Below are 21,526 nucleotides of genomic sequence, written 5' to 3'. Positions count from 1 at the left end.
CCCCCGATGCCCGGAACCCATGACTGACACCTGGATCTTTCCCGATTGGCCGGCCCCGTCGCGTGTCCATGCGGCGATCACCACCCGTCATGGGCCGGGTATCTCGGCGCCGCCGTTCGAGCGTTTCAATCTGGGCTTGCGCAGCGGCGACATGGCCGACGCGGTGGCGACCAACCGCAGCGCGCTGCAGCAGTCGTTGGGGTTGCCGGCCGCGCCGCGCTGGTTGCGCCAGGTGCACGGCATCAACGTGGCCGAGCTGGGCCCTCTGCCCAGTCCGGACGAGCCGCAGGCGGATGCGGCGGTATCGCACATCCCCGGCACCGTGCTGTCGATCCTCACTGCCGATTGTCTGCCGGTGTTGTTCTGTGCCGACGATGGCAGCGAGATCGGCGCCGCCCATGCCGGCTGGCGTGGCCTCGCCGCCGGTGTGCTGGAAGCGACGCTGACCCAGCTGCACTCACCGCGCGAACGGTTGCTGGCATGGCTGGGGCCTTGCATCGGCGCAGCGTCGTACGAGGTGGGTGAGGAGGTACGCGACGCTTTCGTGGCTGCCGACGCGGCGGCGATGGATTGCTTCGCACCGACTCGACCGGGCCATTGGCAATGTGATCTGGTCGGCCTGGCGCGGCGGCGGCTGGCGGCGGCGGGAGTGACGCGAGTCCATGGCGGTGGCTTCGATACGTTCAGCGATACGCGGTTCTATTCCTACCGTCGCGACGGGGCACGCAGCGGCCGCTTCGCCAGCCTGATCTGGCTGGCCGACAGCTGACTGTCCGCCGGGGTCTTGACGCGGCGTCGTCATGCCATCTGCTTGAATCGTCTGCCGTTGTCCGCATCTTTGCGGGCAGTGGCGGCGAGTCCGCCAAATCCTTTACCTCTTGCAGGGGATCTCGATATGCGGATGGACAAACTCACTTCGCGTTTCCAGCAGGCGCTGGCCGACGCGCAGTCGCTGGCCGTGGGCCGCGACAACAACATGCTGGAGCCGGCCCATGTGATGGCGGCGCTGCTCAATCAGCAGGGCGGCTCGACCGGGCCCTTGCTGACCCAGGCGCAGGTCAACGTGCCGGCACTGCAGCAGCGCGTCAACGACATGCTGGAACGCCTGCCGAAGGTCAGCGGCCAGGAAGGCAACATCCACGCGGGCAACGAACTGACCCGGTTGCTCAACCTCACCGACAAGCTGGCACAGCAGCGCGGCGACCAGTTCATCGCCAGCGAGCTGTTCGTACTGGCGGCGCTGGACGACAAGGGTGAGCTGGGCGCCGCGCTGAAGGCGGCGGGTGCCACGAAGCCGAACCTCGAAGCCGCGATCGAGAAGCTGCGTGGCGGCGAGAAGGTGCAGAGCGAGAACGCCGAGGAGCAGCGCCAGGCGCTGGAGAAATACTGCATCGATCTGACCGCGCGCGCCGAGTCCGGCAAGCTCGATCCGGTGATCGGCCGCGACGAGGAAATCCGCCGCACCATCCAGGTGTTGCAGCGGCGCACCAAGAACAATCCGGTGCTGATCGGCGAGCCCGGCGTGGGCAAGACCGCGATCGTCGAGGGCCTGGCCCAGCGCATCATCAAGGATGAAGTGCCGGAAGGCTTGCGCGGCCGCCGCGTGCTGGCGCTGGACATGGGCGCGCTGATCGCCGGTGCGAAATTCCGCGGCGAGTTCGAGGAGCGGCTGAAGGCCGTGCTCAGCGACCTGTCCAAGCAGGAAGGCCGGGTGATCCTGTTCATCGACGAGCTGCACACGATGGTCGGCGCCGGCAAGGCCGACGGCGCGATGGATGCGGGCAACATGCTCAAGCCGGCGCTGGCGCGTGGCGAGCTGCACTGCATCGGCGCCACCACGCTGGACGAATATCGCAAGTACATCGAGAAGGATGCCGCGCTGGAGCGCCGCTTCCAGAAAGTCTTCGTGGGCGAGCCGTCGGTCGAAGACACGATCGCGATCTTGCGCGGGCTGAAGGAGCGCTATGCGGTGCACCACGGCGTCGAGATCACCGATCCGGCGATCGTTGCCGCGGCCACGCTGTCGCATCGCTACATCGCCGACCGCCAACTGCCGGACAAGGCGATCGACCTGATGGACGAGGCCGCCTCGCGCATCCGCATGGAGATCGACTCCAAGCCGGAGGAACTCGATCGACTCGAGCGTAGGCTGATCCAGCTGAAGATCCAGCGCGAGATGCTGAAGAAGGAGAAGGACAGCGAATCGAAACAGCGCCTCGCCGATCTGGAAACCGACATCGAGAAGCTGGAGCGCGAGTTCTCCGATCTCAACGAAATCTGGAAATCCGAGAAGGCCGCGCTGCAGGGCGCGACCAAGGTCAAGGAGCAGATCGAGCAGGCACGGCAGGAACTGGACGCCGCGCAGCGCCGGCAGGACTACGCGAAGATGAGTGAGATCCAGTACGGCCGTCTGCCGGAGCTGGAGAAGCAGCTCGCTGCCGCGCAGGCCGCCGAGACGCAGGACTTCAAGCTGCTGCAGGACAAGGTCACCGCCGAGGAAATCGCCGAAGTGGTGGCGCGCTGGACCGGCATTCCGGTTGCCAAGATGCTGGAAGGCGAGCGCGAAAAGCTGCTGCACATGGAAGACGATCTGCACAAGCGCGTGGTCGGCCAGGACGAGGCGGTGCGCGCGGTGTCCGATGCGATCCGCCGTTCGCGCGCCGGCCTGTCCGACCCGAACCGGCCGAACGGCTCGTTCCTGTTCCTCGGCCCGACCGGCGTGGGCAAGACCGAGCTGTGCAAGGCGCTGGCCGAATTCATGTTCGACACCACCGACGCGATGGTGCGCATCGACATGAGCGAGTTCATGGAGAAGCACTCGGTGAGCCGGCTGGTCGGCGCGCCGCCCGGCTATGTGGGTTACGAGGAAGGCGGCTATCTCACCGAAGCGGTGCGGCGCCGCCCATACAGCGTGATCCTGCTCGACGAGGTGGAGAAGGCGCACCCGGACGTGTTCAACATCCTGCTGCAAGTGCTCGACGACGGCCGCCTCACCGATGGCCAGGGTCGCACGGTGGACTTTCGCAACACCGTGATCGTGATGACCTCGAACCTCGGCTCGCAGATGATCCAGGACGCGTCCGAGAACGGCGAAGGCGGCGACGTTGAGGAGCAATACACGCAGATGAAAGCCTCGGTGATGGGCGTGGTGCAGGCGCACTTCCGTCCCGAGTTCATCAACCGGCTCGACGAGATCGTGGTGTTCCGTCCGCTGGACAAGACGCAGATCCGTGCCATCGCGAAGATCCAGCTGGCGTATCTGGAGAAGCGTCTGGCCGAACGCCAGCTCAAGCTGGATGTCAGTGATGCCGCATTGGCCCTGCTCGGCAACGTCGGCTTTGATCCGGTCTACGGCGCACGGCCACTGAAGCGGGCGATCCAGCAACAGTTGGAGAATCCGCTGGCACGAGAGATTCTCGAAGGCCGCTACCAGTCAGGCGACACGATCCATGTCATGGCCGAAGGCGGGCATTTGGGCTTTGGCAAGAAGTGAGGCTTTTCGCTCGGCGATTCGAGCTTGGTCGGTCTTCGGCCATGCCGTCACCGGTGTGTGACGGCATGGCTTCGGTTTGCGGCGCGGCCTTGTCGGCCCTGTTGCAGATGGCGCAGTCGCGTGCGATCAGCCGTCGAGATCGAGCGTCTTTTTGTCGCTGTCGCGGCGCCGCTGTTCCTTCTGCTGGTAGCTGGCCTCACATCCGTCGCGCTTGACCATCACGCAATCGAGATAGTCGGTGGCCTCGATCAGGGCTGCGCGCACGGCCTTGCTGGCCGGGGTCTTTTTCGAATGCATGAAGTCGCCGCCGACGCCACCACCCAGATAGCCGCCGAGATTGACGCCGCCACCCGAGCTGCGACCTTCGACGGTGCGCGAGTACACCACCTCGGAAGTCTCCGCATCGATCACGCGCACGTCGACGGCGACATAAGCCTCGCTCTTGCCGCCACCCACGTGGAAGCCGGCGATGTTGAGGCCGCCGCCGGTGTTGGAGGTGCCTTCGGTATAGGCACTGACGCTACCGGTGACCAGGTACTGGGCGCCGGTGACGTTGCCGGTATGCGGGCTGCTACCCGGGCGCATGCGGTAGGAGCTGGCGAGATCCTGCTCGGACAGCACGGCATTGATTTTCTGCCGCTCGATCACCTTGAAATCGCCGGTCGCACTCAGTTCGTTGCTGAGCACATCGGCGAGCTGGTTGCCGATATCGCTGCTCCACCAGTTGGCGGAGCTGCTCTGGTTGGTGAAGTCGATCACGGCGACGGTCATGGTCGGCGCTTCGCGGGCGATGGCCGCGCCGCATACAGTCAATGCCATGGCCAGTGCGGCGCTGATCGTGGTTGCACGATTCGCGGATTTCATGGAATCCCCTCCGGTTGATGGTGTGACACGGTCCCCAAGCAGTTGCCGATTCGGCGTTGGACGTCGGCCCATGTGCTGCCATGTTGGCCCGTGTCCACAGGTCCCCTGTTGCCGGATGGCGGTCGTGCGCGAGCAGAAAAGCGGCGTCGGGCAAGTACCAGCGGATGCTGGTCGCGCCGGATCGGGGTTGTCAAGTGACATCCCGTCGAGCACCGCCATGCGGTGTCAGGCAGGGCGGACTGCGTAACTGCTGTCAGCGAAATCCGCCAGAGACGATGGGGAGATAACGTGCGGGAGGACGGCTTGCTGCCGCCAATGACCGGGATGGCCAAGGGCCATGGAGGAGTTGCCATCGCCAGCGGAACAGGCGTGAACTGATCCGCTGGCGACTGGGGTTACCAGCGATATATCACCTTGCCGTAGACATAGGCGCCGTTGTAACCGAACGGGGAGAACGTGGAATACGGCAGCGTGCCGTTGTTGGTGTTGTTGGGAATGTTCTTGTCCGGATAGATGTTGAGCGCGTCATCCGCACCCACGGTGAACGTCCAGTCATGCAGGTTGTAGTTCACCGCCAGATCGAGGATCCATTTGGGTGTGAACGTCTGATCGACCACGCCGGTGGCCACGTTGTAGCTGGCGAGATTGCTGACGTAGCTGGTGTAACGGCCGTAGCGGGTCAGCGTGCCGGTCACTCCCCAGTTCCCGACGTTGTACTGCTCGCTGAGGATGAGCTTGCTGCGCGGACTCGAATTGGCCAGGTAGCCCTTGATGTCCTGGCGGCTCAGGCGGACGAAATTGACGCCCAGGTTGGTCAGTACCGCCGGGTTGGGTTTGACGCTGGTGACCGTGTTCTGGTTGTAGTTGGCGCTCAGTGTGGTGGTGAGGGTGCCTGAGCTGCCCAGGTCGGCCAGATAGGTGGCCACGACGTCGACGCCACGCGTGCGCGTACTGGCGGCGTTGGTGAAGTAGTCGATGCTGCTGTAGTTGAGGGTGCCGATGCCATTGGCCGTCAGATAATTCACCACGGCCGGTGCGGTGGTCGAGATCGCGCCGGAGAGTGCGATGCGGTTCTGGATGTTGATCTGGTAGACGTCCAGGCTGAGGTTCAGTGCATCGGTCGGGTTCCATACCGCGCCCAGGGTGTAGTTCCTCGACTTCTCCGGCTTCAGCGGCTCCGAGCCGAGCAATCGTGCGATCTGGCTGCCAACCGGCACCAGACCCGAGTTGTAGATGCCGGCAGGGAGGCCTGCCGAATTGCCGTTGGCGAAGAACAGCGAGGACGTCTGCGAGAAGTATTCCTGGCCCAGCGATGGCGCCCGGAAACCGGTCGAAGCGCTGGCGCGCAGCGCGAAGGTATCGGTGAAGTCGAAGCGGCCCGCCAGCGAGCCCGAGGTGGTGTTGCCGAAATCGTTGTAGTGCTCGTGCCGCACCGCCGCGGCGACACCCAGTTTATCGGTCAGGTTGGTTTCCAGGTCGAGATATTCGGCCACGTCCTGACGCGAGGCATCAATGGCGTTGGACGGTTGCCAGCCGGCAAAACCCTGCGCGCCGCCGGAGACGCCGGATGTGCCGACGTACCAGGACGGCAGCGAGCCGGCCTGGATACCGTAAGTCTGGCGCAGGTATTGCGCGCCGAACGCTACCGTGACCGGGTTGGGCAGCCAGCTGACCGGGACGTCCTTGGCGATGTCGAGGTCAAGGCTTTGCTGCGCTGCGGACAGCAGGCCATCGTGGAACGTAGTCGGCGTGGTGCCGAAATCGTGCAAGTAGGCGTAATTGAGGCTGTGCCGTGTTTGATAGGAAACGCGATTGCGGCCAAAGTTGCCGCTCAGATCCCAGCGCCAGCCGTCGATCGTGCCGCGCAGGCCCGCGACGAAGGATTGGTCGGTGGAGTCGGCGTGCTCGAGCGGCAGGAAGCCGTCGGGATAAACCCGGCTGATCAGGGCATTGTTCGGCTTCGGCGAATTGGTGCCGTAGCGGAAAAATGCCGGCGAGGTGCTTTCGCGGCGACCGTAGTGGCCAAACGCGTAGAACTGCACATCGGGCGTGATGTCGTACTGCGCGTTGAGCAGCAGGTTGGTGTCATGCACCGCCGGGTCGCCTTGGCGGAAGTTCACGCCAAGACCGGGGAAGCCCGGGCGCTTGTCTGGCCCGGCGCGATTGGTGTAATCCTCGTTGCCGCTCTGTACGGTGAAGCGCAGCCAGCCCTTGTCGTCGCTCAGCGGGATGCCGAAGTTGGCCGAACCCTGCCATTGCCGGCCATCGCCCGCGGAATACTGGCCGCCGCTGAGCTCGACGTCGCCGCCCTTCGCCCCTTTCTTCAGGATGATGTTGATCACGCCGGCGATGGCGTCGGAGCCGTACTGTGCCGACGCGCCGTCACGCAGCACTTCGATGTGATCGATCGCCGACAGCGGGATGGTATTGAGGTCCACCGACTGCGAACCGCGGCCGATCACGCCGTTGTTCAGCAGGATCGCGCCGGGATGCCAGCGCTTGCCGTTCACCAGTACCAGCACCTGGTCCGGCGAGAGCCCGCGCAACTGCGCCGGACGCTGCGTATCCGCCGTATCGGCTGCGGCGGGGCGCGGGAAGTTCAGTGATGGGATGATGCGGGCGAGTGCCGTGGGCAGGTCGTTGGTTCCGGTCTGCTGCAGTACCTTGGCCGAGACCACGTCGATCGGCGTCAGCGAGCTGCTTTCGGTGCGGCTGTCGGAGCGGGTGCCGGTGACGATCACGGCGCTCAGGTCCTTGGCCTTGGCTGCCGGAGGCGCGCTGGCGTCCTGCGCGGCGGCGTTGCTGGCCAGTGCCAGCAGCACGGCGGCAGGCAGCCATGCCAGTACGATCGGATTGGAACGCTTGCTCATGGGGACTCTCCGTTTCATGGGTGCTGCGTCGCAGCAATTGCAGATTAGTGACGCATCATGTCTCCGTCAATAGCCGTATAGACGTCTATACGTCCAATCCACCCGATTGATGCCGTGATCAACGGGTGGCCTGGGGCTGTTCTGCCCCCTGATCGCAGGCTACTCCCGCAGTACAGCCGGTGCCACGCGCCGGGTGGGACATTGAAATCCGCGCGAACGCGCCGATAATGGTCTGCTGCCAGCCCCGCGTTGGCTGGACTGTCCGGAGTTTTCATGCCCATCTACGAATTTGAATGCAGCCATTGCGGTCATCGTTTCGATCGCCTGCAGAAGTTGTCCGATACCGATCCCTCGATCTGCCCGGCCTGCGATGCGCCGCATCTGCGGCGGATGGTCAGTGCGCCATCGTTCCGGCTGGCCGGCAGTGGCTGGTACGAAACCGATTTCAAGAAAGACGGCGACAAGAAGCGCAACCTGGCCGGCGATGGTGGCCAGTCCGGCACCACCACTGCGGCGTCGCCAGCACCTGCACCTGCACCGGTCGCCACGCCTGCGACCGGCGGTTCCGGGGAAAGCGCCAGCTGAACCGGCAGAACGCCCGGCCGGTTCCTGCATTCCGACGCAAGATATGCTGATGCCGAAGACGCTGGCGACGGTGCCGGTTCGATACGAGTGAGGAGGCAGGGCGATGCGTGCAATGGGCGGATGGGCAGGCGGGATCATCGTGGCCGGGTTCGTGGGTGGCTTGCTCGGGGTGGCGCCGCCCGTCCTGGCGCAGTCGGATGCACCGGTGCGCTGCGTGAGCAACGATGGCCACTACGCACGTTGCGCCGTGCCGTGGCAATACGTCGAGCTGTATAAGCAGGAGTCGAAGGCCGATTGCATCCGCGGCCAGAGCTGGGGCATGGATGACACCACCCTGTGGGTTGATCGCGGTTGTCGCGGCTTGTTCGGTCCGGCCGACCGCGGTGGCTATGGCGACCGCCGTGACAGCCGTTACGACAATCGCTACGACGACGATCGCCGTGATCGTGGTTACGGCGACCAAGGTGGCTGGCAGCCAGGTCCCGACTGGAATCGCCAGATCAGCCTGCAGTGCGACAGCAACAAGAAGAAGTACCAGATGTGTCAGGTCGACGTGGGTCGCAATGGCAGCGTGCGGCTGGGGCGGCAGCTCTCCGACGCCCGTTGCACCGAGGGCTACAGCTGGGGCTGGAACCGCGCCGGGGTGTGGGTGGCGCACGGCTGCCGTGGCGAATTTCTCGTCGACCGGCGCTGGTAGGCTCGGATCTGGAGCAGCCCACAGCCGCGTCCAGCCGACCCGCCGCGCCGCGGTGGTAAACTTCGCAGTCTTTTCCCACGCCTGAAGTCGCTGCGGCGACGCCGGAGTTCCAACGCATGCGCACGCATTACTGCGGCCTCATCAATGAGTCGCTGATCGGCCAGACTGTCACCCTGTGCGGCTGGGTCAATACCCTGCGGCTGCAGAGTCATGTCGCCTTCGTCGACCTGCGTGATCATGAGGGCCTGGCCCAGGTAGTGATCGATCGCGATAACGCAGCTGCCTTTGCGGTGGCGAACGAGATCGGCAACGAATACTGCCTGCGCGTCATCGGCACGATCCGTCAACGCGTATCGGTCAACGACAAGTTGAAGACCGGCACGGTCGAACTCGTTGCCGACACGGTGGAGATTCTCAACGCCGCGAAGGATCTGCCGTTCGCGCTGCACGAGAATCCGAACGAGGACATGCGGATGACCTACCGCTACCTCGATCTGCGTCGTCCGGAAATGCAGGCGATGATGCGCAAGCGGATCAAGCTGGTGCAGACCTTGCGTCGCTATCTCGACGAACGCGGTTTCCAGGACGTCGAGACACCGATCCTGACCAAGGCCACACCGGAAGGCGCGCGCGATTACCTGGTGCCCAGCCGCGTGCATCCGGGCCAGTTCTACGCGCTGCCGCAGTCGCCGCAGCTGTTCAAGCAGATCCTGATGGTGGCCGGCTTCGACCGCTACTACCAGATCGCGCGCTGCTTCCGCGACGAGGACCTGCGTGCCGATCGCCAGCCGGAATTCACTCAGCTCGACCTGGAGTTCGCGTTCGTCGAAGAGAAGGACGTGCAGGATTTCGTGGAGGAACTGATCCGCCACGTGTTCCGCGAAGTGCAAGGCGTCGAACTCGATGCGAGCTTCCCGCGCATGACCTGGGCCGAGGCGATGCGTCGCTTCGGTTCGGACAAGCCCGACCTGCGCATCGCGCTGGAGCTGGTCGACATCGCCGACGCGGTGAAGCACGTCGAATTCAAGGTATTCGCCGAGCCGGCCAACGATCCAGCCGGCCGTGTCGCCGCGCTGCGTGTGCCTGGCGGTAGCACGCTGTCGCGCAAGGACATCGACGGATTGACCGAATATGTGTCGCGTTATGGCGCGAAGGGTCTGGCGTGGCTGAAGGTCGAGGATCTGGCCAAGGGTCGCGACGGGATCAACTCGCCGGTGGCGAAGTTCCTCGACGACGCGGCGCTGGACGGCGTGCTCAAGGCGACCGGCGCGCAGACCGGCGACATCGTGTTCTTCGGTGCCGGTAGCTGGAAGACGGTCACCGACTTCATGGGCGCGCTGCGGCTGAAGGCCGGCAAGGATCGCGGCCTGGTCGAGGACAGCTGGAAGCCGCTGTGGGTCACCGACTTCCCGATGTTCGAATACGACGCGGAGGAGCAGCGCTTCGTCGCCCTGCATCATCCGTTCACGGCGCCGAAGATCGACGACGTCGCCGACCTGCGTGCGAATGCCGCCAACGCGGTGAGCCGCGGTTACGACATGGTGTTGAACGGCAACGAGATCGGCGGTGGTTCGATCCGTATCCATCGGCCGGAGATGCAGAGTACGGTGTTTGAGCTGCTCGGCATCGGCGCCGCAGAGGCCGAGATGAAGTTCGGTTTCCTGCTCAAGGCACTCAAGTTCGGTGCACCGCCGCACGGTGGCCTCGCGTTCGGTATCGACCGCATCGCCGCCTTGATGGCCGGCACCGAATCGATCCGTGACGTGATCGCGTTCCCCAAGACCACCAGCGCGCAGGATTTGATGACCGACGCGCCGTCGATGGTGAGCGACGCGCAGCTGAAAGAGCTGCATGTGCGCGTGGCGGCTGGCAAGGAGGCTGTCGGCTGAATCGCCGACAGTTCCCCGTGCGACCTTCCTGCGGCATGCCATGAGCGAGCACGTGATCCTGCTGCACGGTCTGTGGATGCGCGGCTTTGCGCTGTCCATGCTGCACCGTCGGCTGATCGAGGCGGGCTTTCGCGTGCACCGTTTCGACTACCTCAGCGTGGCGGCGACCCAGCAGCGCATTCTTGATCGCTTGCAGGCGCGCATGAATGGCCTGGCGGCGGAGGCCGATGCGGTGCATCTGGTCGGTCACAGCCTCGGCGGTCTGCTGGCCTTGCGTGCTTGCCTCGATGGCGAGCTGCCACCCGGCCGTATCGTCTGTCTGGGTTCGCCTCTGAAGGGCAGCGCCGCCGCGCGTGGCTTTGCCGCCTGGGGCCGCGGCGGCGAAGTGCTGCTGGGGCACAACCGCGAATTGCTGGAGCAGGGCTTCGAGCGCTGGGACGGGCCGCGCGAAGTCGGCATGATCGCCGGCCGCATGCCGCTCGGTCTCGGTGCCATGCTGGGCCGCTTTGCCGGCGAGCACGACGGCACCGTGGCGGTCGACGAAACCCGGCTGGACGGACTGACTGCCCACTCCGTGGTCGAGGCGAACCATACCGGCCTGCTGTTTTCCGCCGAGGTGGCTCAGCGGGTCGCGCGATTCCTGAAGCAGGGCCGTTTCGAGGCCGATTGACTGGCTCAACCCGCACTCCACCGCGGCGTGGGGGAATTCCGGCACGCGATCCGAAATCAGGTAAAATTCCCGGTTCGTTCATCTGATCCAAGTGCAGGTATTGTCATGGGTAGAGGCCCGTCCATCGAAGGCCGCAAGAGTGCCGAAGACGCCAAGCGCGCCAAGGTATTCACCAAGCTGATCCGCGAAATCACCGTCGCCACCCGCGCCGGCGTCGCCGATCCGGCGGCCAATTCGCGGCTGCGTTCGGCGGTGGACAAGGCGCTGTCGGCGAACATGACCCGCGACACCATCGACCGCGCAATCAAGCGTGGTTCCGGTGCTGACGGCGGTGCCGACATGCAGGAACTGCGCTATGAGGGCTATGGCCCGGCCGGCATTGCACTGATCATTGAAAGCTTCACCGACAACCCGGTGCGCACCGTCGCCGAAGTGCGCCACGCGCTGACCAAACACGGTGGTAACCTCGGCACCAGCGGCTCGGTGGCGTTCCAGTTCACCCGCTGTGGCGAGTTGGTGTTCATCACCCATGGCGATGCGGCGGCCGAGGAAAAAGTGCTGGAAGCGGCCCTGGAAGCCGGTGCCGACGACGTGGTCAACGAGAACGGCGAGAGTGTCGTGCTGTGCGCGGTGGAGAACTTCGAAGCCGTGCAGCAGGCGCTGGTCGATGCCGGCCTGAGTGCGCAGCATGGTGGCGTGGTGATGCGTCCGAACAATCGCGTCGCGGTGCCCGACGACGCGCTGGAATCGCTGCTCGACCTGCTCGAAAAGCTCGATGCGCTGGACGATGTCAGTGATGTGTCACACAACGCCTTGCTGCCCGCCGAGGTCGCCGAATAAGTCGGAGGCCGCGCGCCTTCGCATCGCACCGACGATGACCCGCATTATCGGCATCGACCCCGGCAGTCAGCGCACCGGTGTGGGCATCATCGACGTAGATGATGCCGGCAAGCTCACCCATGTCTTTCACGGTGCCCTGGTGGTGGCCGGCGAGGCCACGTTTCCATTGCGCCTGAAACGCATCTTTGACGAACTGTGTGACATCATCGCCGCGCATCAACCGGCCGAGTGCGGGATCGAGCGCGTGTTCATGGCGCGCAACCCGGATTCGGCGCTGAAACTGGGGCAGGCACGTGGCGCCGCGATCTGCGCGGTGGTCAGTCAGGGGATCGTGGTGCACGAATACGCAGCAACCGAAGTGAAGCAGTCCGTGGTCGGTAGCGGCCGCAGCGACAAGACCCAGGTGCAACACATGATTGGCATTCTGCTCGGCCTCAAGGGCCCGTTGCAGGCGGACGCCGCCGATGCGCTGGCGATTGCGGTCACCCATGCGCACACCCGTGCCAGCCTGGTTCGCGTCGGCATTCCGCGCACGGCCTGGAGACGGCGTCGATGATCGGGCGTCTGCGCGGCACATTGATCAGCAAGCAGCCACCGTCGCTGCTGGTCGAAGTCGCCGGTGTTGGCTATGAAGTCGAAGCGCCGATGTCGACGATCTACGACCTGCCGGGCCTCGGCAAGGAAGTCGTCCTGCTTACCCATCATGCGGTGAAGGAGGACGGCGTGACGCTGTACGGCTTCCTGCATGAGAGCGAACGCGTGCTGTTCCGCAACCTGCTCAAGGTCAGCGGGATCGGCGCGAAGATCGCACTGTCCGTGTTATCCGGTGTATCCACCGATCACTTCGCGCGGCTGGTACACGCCGGTGATGTGGTCGCGCTGACCAAGATTCCCGGCATCGGCAAGAAGACCGCCGAGCGCATCGTGGTCGAGCTGCGCGATCGTCTCGATGGCATGGCCGGCGTTTCCGGCGCACCGGTGCACGCCGCGGGCGCTCCTCTGGATGCCTCCGGCGAAGCTACCGTGGCGCTGCAACAGCTGGGCTACAAGCCGGCCGAAGTCTCCCGGCTGGTGCAGAAGGTCGCCGCCGAAGGCGATAACGCCGAAGCCATCATCCGCAAGGCGCTGCGCGCAGCGCTCGGAGCTTGATCGTGAGTCATGAAATCAATCAGAGCGGGCCGACCGCAGAGGTCCGCAGTCGGCTGACAGCGCTGGCGTTGGGCGCCATCGGCGTGGTGTTCGGCGATATCGGTACCAGCCCGCTGTACACCATGAAGGAAACCCTCGGCACGCACGGCATGACGCCGACGCCGTCGGCGGTACTGGGCGTGCTGTCGTTGGTGTTCTGGTCGCTGATCATGGTGGTGTCGCTGAAATACGTCACCTTCGTGATGCGCGCGGACAACAAGGGCGAGGGCGGCATCATGGCGCTGATGGCGCTGGCGCAGCGCTCGATGAGCGGCTCGGCGCGCGCACGCTGGGTGCTGGCCGCGTTCGGCATCTTTGGCGCGGCGCTGTTCTATGGTGACGGCGTGATCACGCCGGCCATTTCGGTTCTTGGCGCGGTGGAAGGTTTGGGCGTTGCGGCACCCGCCCTGGACAAATACGTGGTGTGGATCGCGCTGGTGATCCTGCTCGGCATGTTTGCGGTACAGCGGCATGGCACGCACAAGGTCGGCAAGGCGTTTGCGCCGGTGATGACGGTGTGGTTCGTGGTACTGGCGATACTCGGCGTGCGCCAGATCATCGCCAATCCGCAGGTGCTGTACGCAGTCAATCCGTGGCACGCGGTGCGCTTCTTCATCAATCACGGCGACACCTCGTTCATCGCCCTGGGCGGTGTGGTGCTGGCGTTGACCGGCGCCGAGGCGCTGTACGCGGACATGGGTCATTTCGGCAAGAAACCGATCCGCGTGGCCTGGTTCGGTTTCGTGTTGCCGTCGCTGCTGCTCAATTACTTCGGCCAGGGTGCCTTGCTGCTGAGCAATCCGCGGGCGATCGAGAGTCCGTTCTACCTGATGGTGCCCGAGTCGCTGCTGTACCCGATGATCGCGTTGTCCGCCGCCGCGGCGGTGATCGCATCGCAGGCGGTGATTTCCGGTGCGTTCTCGATGACCCGCGAGGCGATGTCGCTGGGCTACTCGCCGCGCATGGCGGTGGTGCATACCTCGCGCGAGATGTCCGGGCAGATTTTCGTGCCGTGGGTCAACAAGCTGCTGATGGTGCTGGTGATCCTTGCGGTGCTCGGCTTCCGCAGCTCGGACAATCTGGGCGCCGCTTACGGTATCGCAGTGACCGGCACGATGACGGTCACGACGCTGCTTGCGCTGGTGGTGGCGCGCAAGCGCTGGAACTGGAGCATGCCCGCGGTGATCCTGGTCGGCGTGCTGTTCCTGGTCATCGACCTCGCGTTCTTCGGTGCGAACCTGCTGAAGATCGCCCGCGGCGGCTGGTTCCCGCTGGTGCTGGGCGTAGTGATCTTCACCGTGATGACGACTTGGCGTCGCGGCCGCGAACTGGTGGTGCGCGAGATCAAGCAGTCCGGGCTCGCGTTGCAGCCGTTCATCGAGAACATCGCCGAACACCCGCCGCTGCGCGTGCCGGGTACGGCCGTGTTCCTCACCGCCAACCAGCATGCCGTGCCGCACGCGCTGCTGCACAACCTCAAGCACAACAAGGTGCTGCACGAGCGCAACGTGCTGCTGACGGTGGAGATGCTGGAGACGCCGGTGGCTGAAGTCGAGGAACGCATCGAGATCAAGCCGCTGGAAGGCAACTTCTTTGGGCTGGAGCTGCGCTTCGGTTTTGCCGAGGATCCCAACATCCCGCAGGCGTTGTCGCGGTGCACGCGCGAGGGCCTCGGCTTCGACATGATGGACACCACGTTCTTCCTGTCGCGCGAGAACATCGTGGCGGATGTCCGCCGTCCCGGCATGGCGCTGTGGCGCGACAAGCTGTTCGCGTTCCTGTCGCGCAATGCGATGCCGGCTACCGCGTTCTTCCAGATTCCCGGCAACCGGCTGATCGAGCTGGGCGCACAGATCGAAATCTGAGGGATGGTCATGTAGGAGCCCGCTCGCGGGCTCCTACATGTGCATGACGGGCCTGCCATAATGCGGACATGACCGACCACCGCATCATCACCGCTGCCGCCCAGCTCGACGACGACGCGCTGGAAGCCACCATCCGTCCGAAGCGGCTGGCCGAATACCTGGGTCAACAGGCGGTACGCGAACAGCTGTCGATCTACATCGAGGCAGCCAGGAAGCGCGGTGGTGCGCTGGATCACGTGCTGATCTTCGGGCCGCCCGGTCTGGGCAAGACCACGCTGAGCCACGTCATCGCCAATGAGCTTGGCGTCAACGTGCGCTCCACCTCCGGTCCGGTGCTGGAACGTGCCGGCGACCTCGCCGCGCTGCTGACCAACCTCGAGGCGAACGACGTGCTGTTCGTCGACGAGATTCATCGGCTGTCGCCGGTGGTCGAGGAAGTGCTGTATCCGGCGATGGAGGACTTCCAGATCGACATCATGATCGGTGAAGGTCCGGCCGCACGCTCGATCAAGCTGGACCTGCCGCCGTTCACCCTGATCGGTGCAACCACCCGCGCCGGCATGCTCACCGCACCACTGCGCGACCGCTTCGGCATCGTGCAGCGACTGGAGTTCTATACCGCCGACGAGCTCGCCGCGATCGTGCGTCGCGCGTCGCGCATCCTCGGCATCGTCTGCGCGCCGGAAGGGGCGCAGGAGATCGCCCGTCGTTCGCGTGGCACGCCGCGCATCGCCAACCGCTTGCTGCGCCGCGTGCGCGATTACGCCGAAGTACGTGCCGGTGGCGAGATCACGCTGCCGGTGGCGCAGGCCGCGCTGGACATGTTGAAGATCGACCCGGAAGGTTTCGACGAGCTGGATCGGCGTCTGCTCAGCCTGATCGTCGAGAACTTCGACGGTGGTCCGGTCGGCGTGGAATCGCTGGCCGCTGCGCTGAGCGAGGATCGCGGCACCCTCGAGGATGTGGTCGAACCGTACCTGATCCAGCAGGGCTACCTGATCCGCACGGCGCGCGGACGCATGATCAGCGCCAAGGGCTGGCGCCACTTGGGACTGGTCCCGCCGCCGCGACAGGCGCAGCCGGCCGACCTGTTCAATGCCGAGGCCGGCGATGTCTGAGTCGGTCTTCAGCTGGCCGGTGCGGGTGTACTGGGAAGACACCGATGCCGGCGGCGTGGTCTATCACGCCGGCTACCTGCGCTTCATGGAACGCGCGCGCAGCGAGTGGATGCGCGCGCTCGGCGTCGACCAGATGGCGTTCAAGCAGGCCACCGGGCTGGCCTTCATGGTGCGCGACATGCAGATCGATTTCCTCAAGCCAGCCCTGCTGGATGATGAACTGTCGGTAACGGTCGAAGTCAAAGAACGACGCGCAGCCAGTATCCTGTTCACCCAGACGATCACGAAGACAGACGGCAGCTGCCTGATCCGCGCGCAAGTGCGGGTGGCCTGCGTGGATCTTCAGCGCATGCGCCCGGCACCGATTCCTGCCGATCTGATTCCCGAACCTGCACCCTAGACAACCAAGCCAACTGGCGGAGAACCTTCAAGCAATGAACGGTGGACTGAACATTTTTTCGCTGATCGCGGATTCGAGCTGGCCGGTGAAGCTGGTGTTGCTGGTGCTGCTGGTGTTCTCGTTCCTGTCATGGGTGATCATCATCCGCAAATACACGCAGACCAAGGCGGCGATGGAAGACGCCGAGGCGTTCGAGGAGCGCTTCTGGTCCGGCGGCGATCTGGCCCAGTTGTTCCGCGAGGTCAGCAATCGCGGTGGCAGCAACGGCGGTATCGAGAACATCTTCGAGTCGGGCTTCCGCGAATTTGCCCGTCAACGGCAACGCAAGACGAACGACACGCGCAGTGTGATCGAGGGTTCCGAGCGCGCCATGCAGGTCGCCGGCACGCGCGAGATCGGCGCGCTCGAGCGCAACCTGGAGTTCCTCGCCAACGTCGGTTCGATCAGCCCGTACGTGGGTCTGTTCGGTACCGTGTGGGGCATCATGGGCGCGTTCCAGGGTTTGGGCGAGATGAAGGACGTGACCATCGCGGTGGTCGCGCCGCACATTTCCGAGGCGCTGATCGCCACCGCGATGGGCCTGTTCGCGGCGATTCCGGCGCAGTGGGCGTACAACCGTTACGCCACCAAGGTCGAGCGCATTGCCTCGCGCTATGACGTGTTCCAGGAAGAGTTCTCCTCCGTGCTGCAGCGGCAGATCCAGACCGACGACGTGGCCTGAGCGGAGCAGCAGTCATGGCAACCCTCCGGCGCCAGAAGCGCTACAAGCTGAAATCCGAAATCAACGTCGTGCCGTATATCGACGTGATGCTGGTGCTGTTGATCATCTTCATGGTCACCACGCCGATGATGAACTCCAGCGTCGACGTGCAGTTGCCGCAAGCCAACGCCAAGTCGCTGCAGCAGAAGAAGGACCCGGTACTGGTCTCGGTGCTGCAGGACGGCCAGCTCTATCTGACCCTCAGCGGCGAGAAGAAAGAACTGGTCGACGAGGACGCGCTCAAGCTCAAGGTCGGCGCGTTCGTGCGCGAGAACCCCGAAGTCAGCGTGCTGGTCGGTGGCGACGAACGCGGCGCCTACGGCGGCGTGTTCAAGGTGCTGGCCGATCTGCAGCAGGCCGGCGTCGCCAAGGTGGGTTTGATGGGCCAGCCCGAGCAAGGCAAGAGCACGTCCAATGGACGAAAGTAAGGCGACGCCGAAGGCGGTCGTATTTTCCGCCATCCTGCACATCGGCATCGTGGGGTTTCTGTTCCTCGCGATCCTGCCGTGTTCGAGCTACGAAAGCGTCTTCGAGGCGCTGCATCTGCCGGCGTGGATGAATCCGATCACCTGCTCGAAGCCGCTGGAGCTGCAGGGGCAGATCATTGAGGCGACCCTGATCGGCCCCACCGGCAGCCCACCGCCCAAGGCGGTGAAGGCCAAACCGATCCCCGATACCGTGCCGCCACCGCCGAGCGTGCCGCCGCCCACGCCGCCGCAGCCCGACACGCCGGTGGTCAAGGCACTGCCACCTCCGCCCAAGCAAGTCGACGTGGTGGAGCAGGAGCGTGTGGTCGAAGATGCCGCGTTGAAGGCGGAAGACGCCAAGAAGCTGCAGGAAGAAAAGGAACTTCAGCGCCAGTCCGAGCTGGACGCGCAGGCAGCCAAGAAGAAAGAGGAACAGAAGAAAAAGCTCGACGCAATATTTGCCAAGATGGACGCAGCCTCGGCTCAGACCAAGCAGTTGGACAACAAGGCCAAGCAGGCCAAGCAGCAGATGGAAGACCTGAAGAACGCGCAGGATGACGGTCAACCCGATCTGCCTGCTGCCGCGCAGCGCCAGACCGGCAACAACAGCGCCAACAGCAGTCTGGCCGACGAATATGCCGCGGCCATTCAGAATGCGGTCACGCCGAACTGGCTACGGCCGGATAACATACCGGCGGTTCCATGCCAGGTTCACATCGTGCAATCACCCGGCGGTGACGTGATGAGTGCCACCGTCGATTCCAGCTGTCCCTACGATGATGCCGGCCGGCGCTCGGTCGAAAACGCGGTGCTGCGAACCAAGACCTTGCCGTACAAGGGTTTTGAAAGCGTGTTCCAGCGCAACCTTACCTTCACCTTCAGGCCGCAATGATCAAGCCCATGCGCAAACTCAGCTCAAGCTTCGCCCTCGTCCTGCTGGCCATTACGGCGCTGTTTGTCGGCCCGGTCAGTGCCCAATCACTGAATGTCGACATCGTCGGCGGCGTCAAGACCGCCACGCCGATCGTGGTGGTGCCGTTCGCCCAACAGGGGGGCGCGCCGCTGTCGACCGACATCGCCGACGTGATGCGCAACGATTTCAACCGCTCCGGCAAGTTCCGCTCGCTGGCCAAGAGCGACATCGTTGAGACGCCGTCGAAGGGTTCGGACATCAAGTTCGCTACCTGGCGCTTGCTCAAGCAGGACTACATCACCGTCGGTCGCGTGAGCGATGCCGGTGGCGGCATGACGCGGGTCGAGTACGAACTGTGGGATGTCAACAAGCAGCAGAGCCTGCTGGCGCAGGCATTCACTGTGCCGGCCGGCGACCTGCGCGGCGTGGCGCACCAGATTGCCGACCAGATCTACGAAAAGATCACCGGCGTGCGCGGCGCGTTCTGGACCCGCATTGCCTACATCACCGCCGTGGGCCTGGGCAACAACACATCCTATTCGCTGATCGTGGCCGACTCGGACGGCTTCAACCCGCAGGTCGTCGCCCGCTCCAAGGAGTCGCTGCTGTCGCCGGCGTGGTCGCCGGACGGTCGCAAGATCGCCTACGTGTCATTCGAGAGCGGCAACTCGAACATCTATATCCAGGACATCACCACGGGCTCGCGCCAGCTGGTCTCGTCGCACAAGGGCATCAACGGCGCCCCGGCCTGGTCGCCGGACGGCCGCAAGCTGGCGCTCGCGCTGTCCTATGTCGGCAATCCCGAGATCTTCGTGCTGGATCTGGGCAGCCGTCAGGAAACCCGATTGACCAACAGCCTGTCGATCGATACGGAGCCGACATGGGCGCCGGACGGCCAGAGCATCTATTTCACCTCCGACCGTTCCGGTCGTCCGCAGATCTACCAGGTCCCTGCCGGTGGCGGGGCGGCCGAGCGGGTCACCTTCCAGGGCCAGAACAACCTCAAGGCCTCGGTGAGTTACGACGGCAAACAGATCGCGATGGTGCAGGGCAACGGGAACGTGTATCGTATTGCCATTCTGGATCGTAGCTTGGGCGGGCAGGTGCGTTACGTCTCACCGGGCCCGATCGACGACGCCGTCAGCTTTGCGCCCAACGCAAGCATGCTGCTGTACGCCGCCACCGAGGGTAGTCGCGGAGTTCTGTATTCGGTATCCAACGACGGGATGGTCCGGCAACGGCTCGCACTTGCCGACGGCAATGTGCAGGAGCCTGCCTGGGGTCCGTATCGTCAACGCTGATTTTCCATGCTGCCACGCACCATGTATGGCATCATGATGCCCAAGGATTGGGCCCGAGCAACGCCTCTGGCGTAATTCGGTTTTCGGTTGTGACGCTTTGCCGCGCCATGTCCAGTCAGGTCGGTTGTGCATTGTTACGCACAACCGATCTTTCACGTGTCAAAATAACAGCCGGTTAACCGGCGTCGTTGTCCCGTAACCTCGATCGTCATCGTTTGTCGGAACTCAACTCGTAAGGAACGTCACCATGAATAAGACCGTTCGCGTCGCCCTGGTTGCCCTGCTCTGCGTAGGCGCGGCCGCTTGCTCCAAGAAGGCAGAAGTCAAGCCGCAGCCGCCCATGGAGCAGAACACCCAGACTCAGACTCAGGCGTCTGATGGCAAGTACACCCCCGCCGATCTCGATACCGATGCCTGCCTGCGTCAGCGCGTCGTGTACTTCGATTTCGACAAGACCGAAATCAAGCCGGAGTTCCAGCAGATCATGGCGTGCCACGCCAAGTACCTGCAGGATCGCCCGATGTCGCACATCCGTCTCGAAGGCAACACCGACGAGCGCGGCACGCGCGAATACAACCTGGGCCTCGGCGAGCGTCGTGGCAATGCCGTCTCCAGCGCGCTGCAGGCAGCCGGTGGTTCGGCCAGCCAGCTCGAAGTGATCAGCTACGGCAAAGAGAAGCCGGTGTGCCGTGAGCACAACGAGGATTGCTGGGGCAAGAACCGTCGCGTCGAGATCGTCTACACGGCGCAGTAAGAGATGAAGCGACTGGCTAACAGCTTTGCAGCCAGGATCAGCGTGGCGGGCGCAATCGCGTCCGCCACGCTGTTCGCGTTTCCGGCATTCGCGCAGGACTCGCGGCTGAGTCTCGCCGATCGCGTCGCGCGGCTGGAACAGCAGGCACAGAACAAGGACCAGTCCGGTATCGGCATGGTCAACCAGATGCAACAGCTGCAGGCACAGGTGCAACAGCTGCAGGGTCAGCTCGAGGAATTGCAGCATCAGCTGCAGACGATCGAGGACAAGAACAAAGCCCAGTACGGCGACCTCGACTCCCGCCTGGGACGTCTTGAGGGCGGCGCTGCCGGTGCAGGCGCGGCCGCAGGCAACAATCCGCAGGCCCAGATTAATACTCCACCCGTCGCAGCAAGTGCCACTGTCGTTCCTGTAGCAGGCAGCGCAGCGGCTACTGGTCAGCCCGCCGCGGCGGCTGGCGGCGCCGCCGATTCGGCCGGTGCCCAGGCAGCCTACGACACGGCGTTCAAGGCGATTCGCGCGGGCAATTACGTGGAGGCTTCACGCGAATTCCGCAGTTTCCTCCAGCAATATCCGAACCATGCGCTTGCGCCGAATGCCTGGTACTGGCTGGGTGAGTCCTACTACGCCACCACCAATTACCAGGTCGCGCAGGAATCGTTCCAGCGGCTGCTCAGCCAGTTTCCGCAGAGCGACAAGGCGTCCGATGCGCTGCTCAAGGTTGGCTACAGCCAGCTTGAGCTCAAGCAGGTCGATGCAGCCAAGGCCACGCTGAAGAAAGTCACCACCAAGTATCCGGGTTCCAAGGCAGCCAGCCTGGCCCAGGAACGTCTGCAGCGCCTGCAGCAGTAG

General features: G+C 64.3%; 20 protein-coding genes. 18 read left to right on the top strand and 2 right to left on the bottom strand.

Going from position 1 to position 21,526, the window contains the following annotated elements; all coding sequences use genetic code 11:
• Positions 1 to 19 precede the first annotated feature (19 nt).
• Both pgeF and clpB read left to right on the top strand, forming a co-directional pair.
• Positions 20 to 769, top strand: coding sequence for a peptidoglycan editing factor PgeF (pgeF, locus tag IE071_RS09825; RefSeq protein ID WP_189441033.1), 750 nt, complete (start codon positions 20 to 22; stop codon positions 767 to 769).
• A gap of 126 nt (positions 770 to 895) precedes the next feature.
• Positions 896 to 3,493 (top strand): ATP-dependent chaperone ClpB, encoded by a 2,598-nt coding sequence (gene clpB / locus IE071_RS09820; protein ID WP_189441032.1) that lies wholly within the window; start codon positions 896 to 898, stop codon positions 3,491 to 3,493.
• Positions 3,494 to 3,619: 126 nt separating this feature from the next.
• Here the strand turns inward: clpB and IE071_RS09815 are convergent, their stop codons facing one another.
• A complete protein-coding gene (locus IE071_RS09815; RefSeq protein ID WP_189441031.1) occupies positions 3,620 to 4,357 on the bottom strand; it encodes a CsgG/HfaB family protein in 738 nt (245 codons plus the stop codon).
• A 395-nt stretch (positions 4,358 to 4,752) separates the two neighbouring features.
• Positions 4,753 to 7,227, bottom strand: coding sequence for a TonB-dependent receptor plug domain-containing protein (locus IE071_RS09810; protein ID WP_189441030.1), 2,475 nt, complete (start codon positions 7,225 to 7,227; stop codon positions 4,753 to 4,755).
• Between the two features lie 273 nt (positions 7,228 to 7,500).
• Between IE071_RS09810 and IE071_RS09805 the strand changes: the two genes are divergently transcribed.
• From IE071_RS09805 to ybgF, 16 genes are all read left to right on the top strand, one after another.
• A complete protein-coding gene (locus tag IE071_RS09805; protein WP_189441029.1) occupies positions 7,501 to 7,812 on the top strand; it encodes an FmdB family zinc ribbon protein in 312 nt (103 codons plus the stop codon).
• A gap of 103 nt (positions 7,813 to 7,915) precedes the next feature.
• Positions 7,916 to 8,509 carry a DUF3011 domain-containing protein gene (locus IE071_RS09800; protein WP_189441028.1) on the top strand — a complete coding sequence of 198 codons (594 nt, stop codon included), beginning with the start codon at positions 7,916 to 7,918 and terminating at the stop codon, positions 8,507 to 8,509.
• A gap of 116 nt (positions 8,510 to 8,625) precedes the next feature.
• Positions 8,626 to 10,398: an aspartate--tRNA ligase gene (gene aspS, locus IE071_RS09795; RefSeq protein WP_189441027.1), complete on the top strand. Its 1,773-nt coding sequence runs from the start codon at positions 8,626 to 8,628 to the stop codon at positions 10,396 to 10,398.
• A gap of 40 nt (positions 10,399 to 10,438) precedes the next feature.
• Positions 10,439 to 11,068: an alpha/beta hydrolase gene (locus tag IE071_RS09790; RefSeq protein ID WP_189441026.1), complete on the top strand. Its 630-nt coding sequence runs from the start codon at positions 10,439 to 10,441 to the stop codon at positions 11,066 to 11,068.
• 105 nt (positions 11,069 to 11,173) lie between these two features.
• The gene (locus IE071_RS09785) at positions 11,174 to 11,908 is read left to right on the top strand and encodes a YebC/PmpR family DNA-binding transcriptional regulator (protein WP_189441025.1); all 735 of its coding nucleotides are present in this window, start codon (positions 11,174 to 11,176) and stop codon (positions 11,906 to 11,908) included.
• 34 nt (positions 11,909 to 11,942) lie between these two features.
• Positions 11,943 to 12,464, top strand: coding sequence for a crossover junction endodeoxyribonuclease RuvC (gene ruvC, locus IE071_RS09780; protein ID WP_189441024.1), 522 nt, complete (start codon positions 11,943 to 11,945; stop codon positions 12,462 to 12,464).
• The gene (gene ruvA, locus IE071_RS09775) at positions 12,461 to 13,057 is read left to right on the top strand and encodes a Holliday junction branch migration protein RuvA (protein ID WP_189441023.1); all 597 of its coding nucleotides are present in this window, start codon (positions 12,461 to 12,463) and stop codon (positions 13,055 to 13,057) included. The genes ruvC and ruvA overlap by 4 nt, the downstream gene beginning before the upstream one ends.
• 2 nt (positions 13,058 to 13,059) lie before the next feature.
• A complete protein-coding gene (locus IE071_RS09770; RefSeq protein ID WP_229792850.1) occupies positions 13,060 to 14,961 on the top strand; it encodes a potassium transporter Kup in 1,902 nt (633 codons plus the stop codon).
• A 68-nt stretch (positions 14,962 to 15,029) separates the two neighbouring features.
• On the top strand, positions 15,030 to 16,079 hold the full coding sequence (gene ruvB, locus IE071_RS09765; protein WP_189441022.1) for a Holliday junction branch migration DNA helicase RuvB: 1,050 nt from the start codon (positions 15,030 to 15,032) through the stop codon (positions 16,077 to 16,079).
• Positions 16,072 to 16,479 (top strand): tol-pal system-associated acyl-CoA thioesterase, encoded by a 408-nt coding sequence (ybgC, locus tag IE071_RS09760; RefSeq protein WP_229792849.1) that lies wholly within the window; start codon positions 16,072 to 16,074, stop codon positions 16,477 to 16,479. The genes ruvB and ybgC overlap by 8 nt, the downstream gene beginning before the upstream one ends.
• Positions 16,480 to 16,513: 34 nt before the next feature.
• Complete coding sequence (gene tolQ / locus IE071_RS09755) at positions 16,514 to 17,200, top strand: protein TolQ (protein ID WP_189441020.1); 687 nt, start codon at positions 16,514 to 16,516, stop codon at positions 17,198 to 17,200.
• A gap of 14 nt (positions 17,201 to 17,214) precedes the next feature.
• A complete protein-coding gene (gene tolR, locus IE071_RS09750; protein WP_189441019.1) occupies positions 17,215 to 17,667 on the top strand; it encodes a protein TolR in 453 nt (150 codons plus the stop codon).
• Positions 17,654 to 18,598 carry a cell envelope integrity protein TolA gene (tolA, locus tag IE071_RS09745; protein ID WP_189441018.1) on the top strand — a complete coding sequence of 315 codons (945 nt, stop codon included), beginning with the start codon at positions 17,654 to 17,656 and terminating at the stop codon, positions 18,596 to 18,598. The genes tolR and tolA overlap by 14 nt, the downstream gene beginning before the upstream one ends.
• Entirely contained in the window at positions 18,595 to 19,920 is a 1,326-nt protein-coding gene (gene tolB, locus IE071_RS09740; protein WP_189441017.1) for a Tol-Pal system beta propeller repeat protein TolB, read from the top strand. The genes tolA and tolB overlap by 4 nt, the downstream gene beginning before the upstream one ends.
• 247 nt (positions 19,921 to 20,167) lie before the next feature.
• On the top strand, positions 20,168 to 20,674 hold the full coding sequence (gene pal / locus IE071_RS09735) for a peptidoglycan-associated lipoprotein Pal (RefSeq protein ID WP_189441016.1): 507 nt from the start codon (positions 20,168 to 20,170) through the stop codon (positions 20,672 to 20,674).
• Between the two features lie 3 nt (positions 20,675 to 20,677).
• Entirely contained in the window at positions 20,678 to 21,526 is an 849-nt protein-coding gene (gene ybgF, locus IE071_RS09730) for a tol-pal system protein YbgF (RefSeq protein WP_189441015.1), read from the top strand.

Source organism: Rhodanobacter panaciterrae (assembly GCF_014651895.1).
Taxonomy (GTDB): domain Bacteria; phylum Pseudomonadota; class Gammaproteobacteria; order Xanthomonadales; family Rhodanobacteraceae; genus Rhodanobacter; species Rhodanobacter panaciterrae.
Note: the sequence above shows the minus strand (reverse complement) of the source record. Positions and strands in the feature narration are given on the sequence as shown.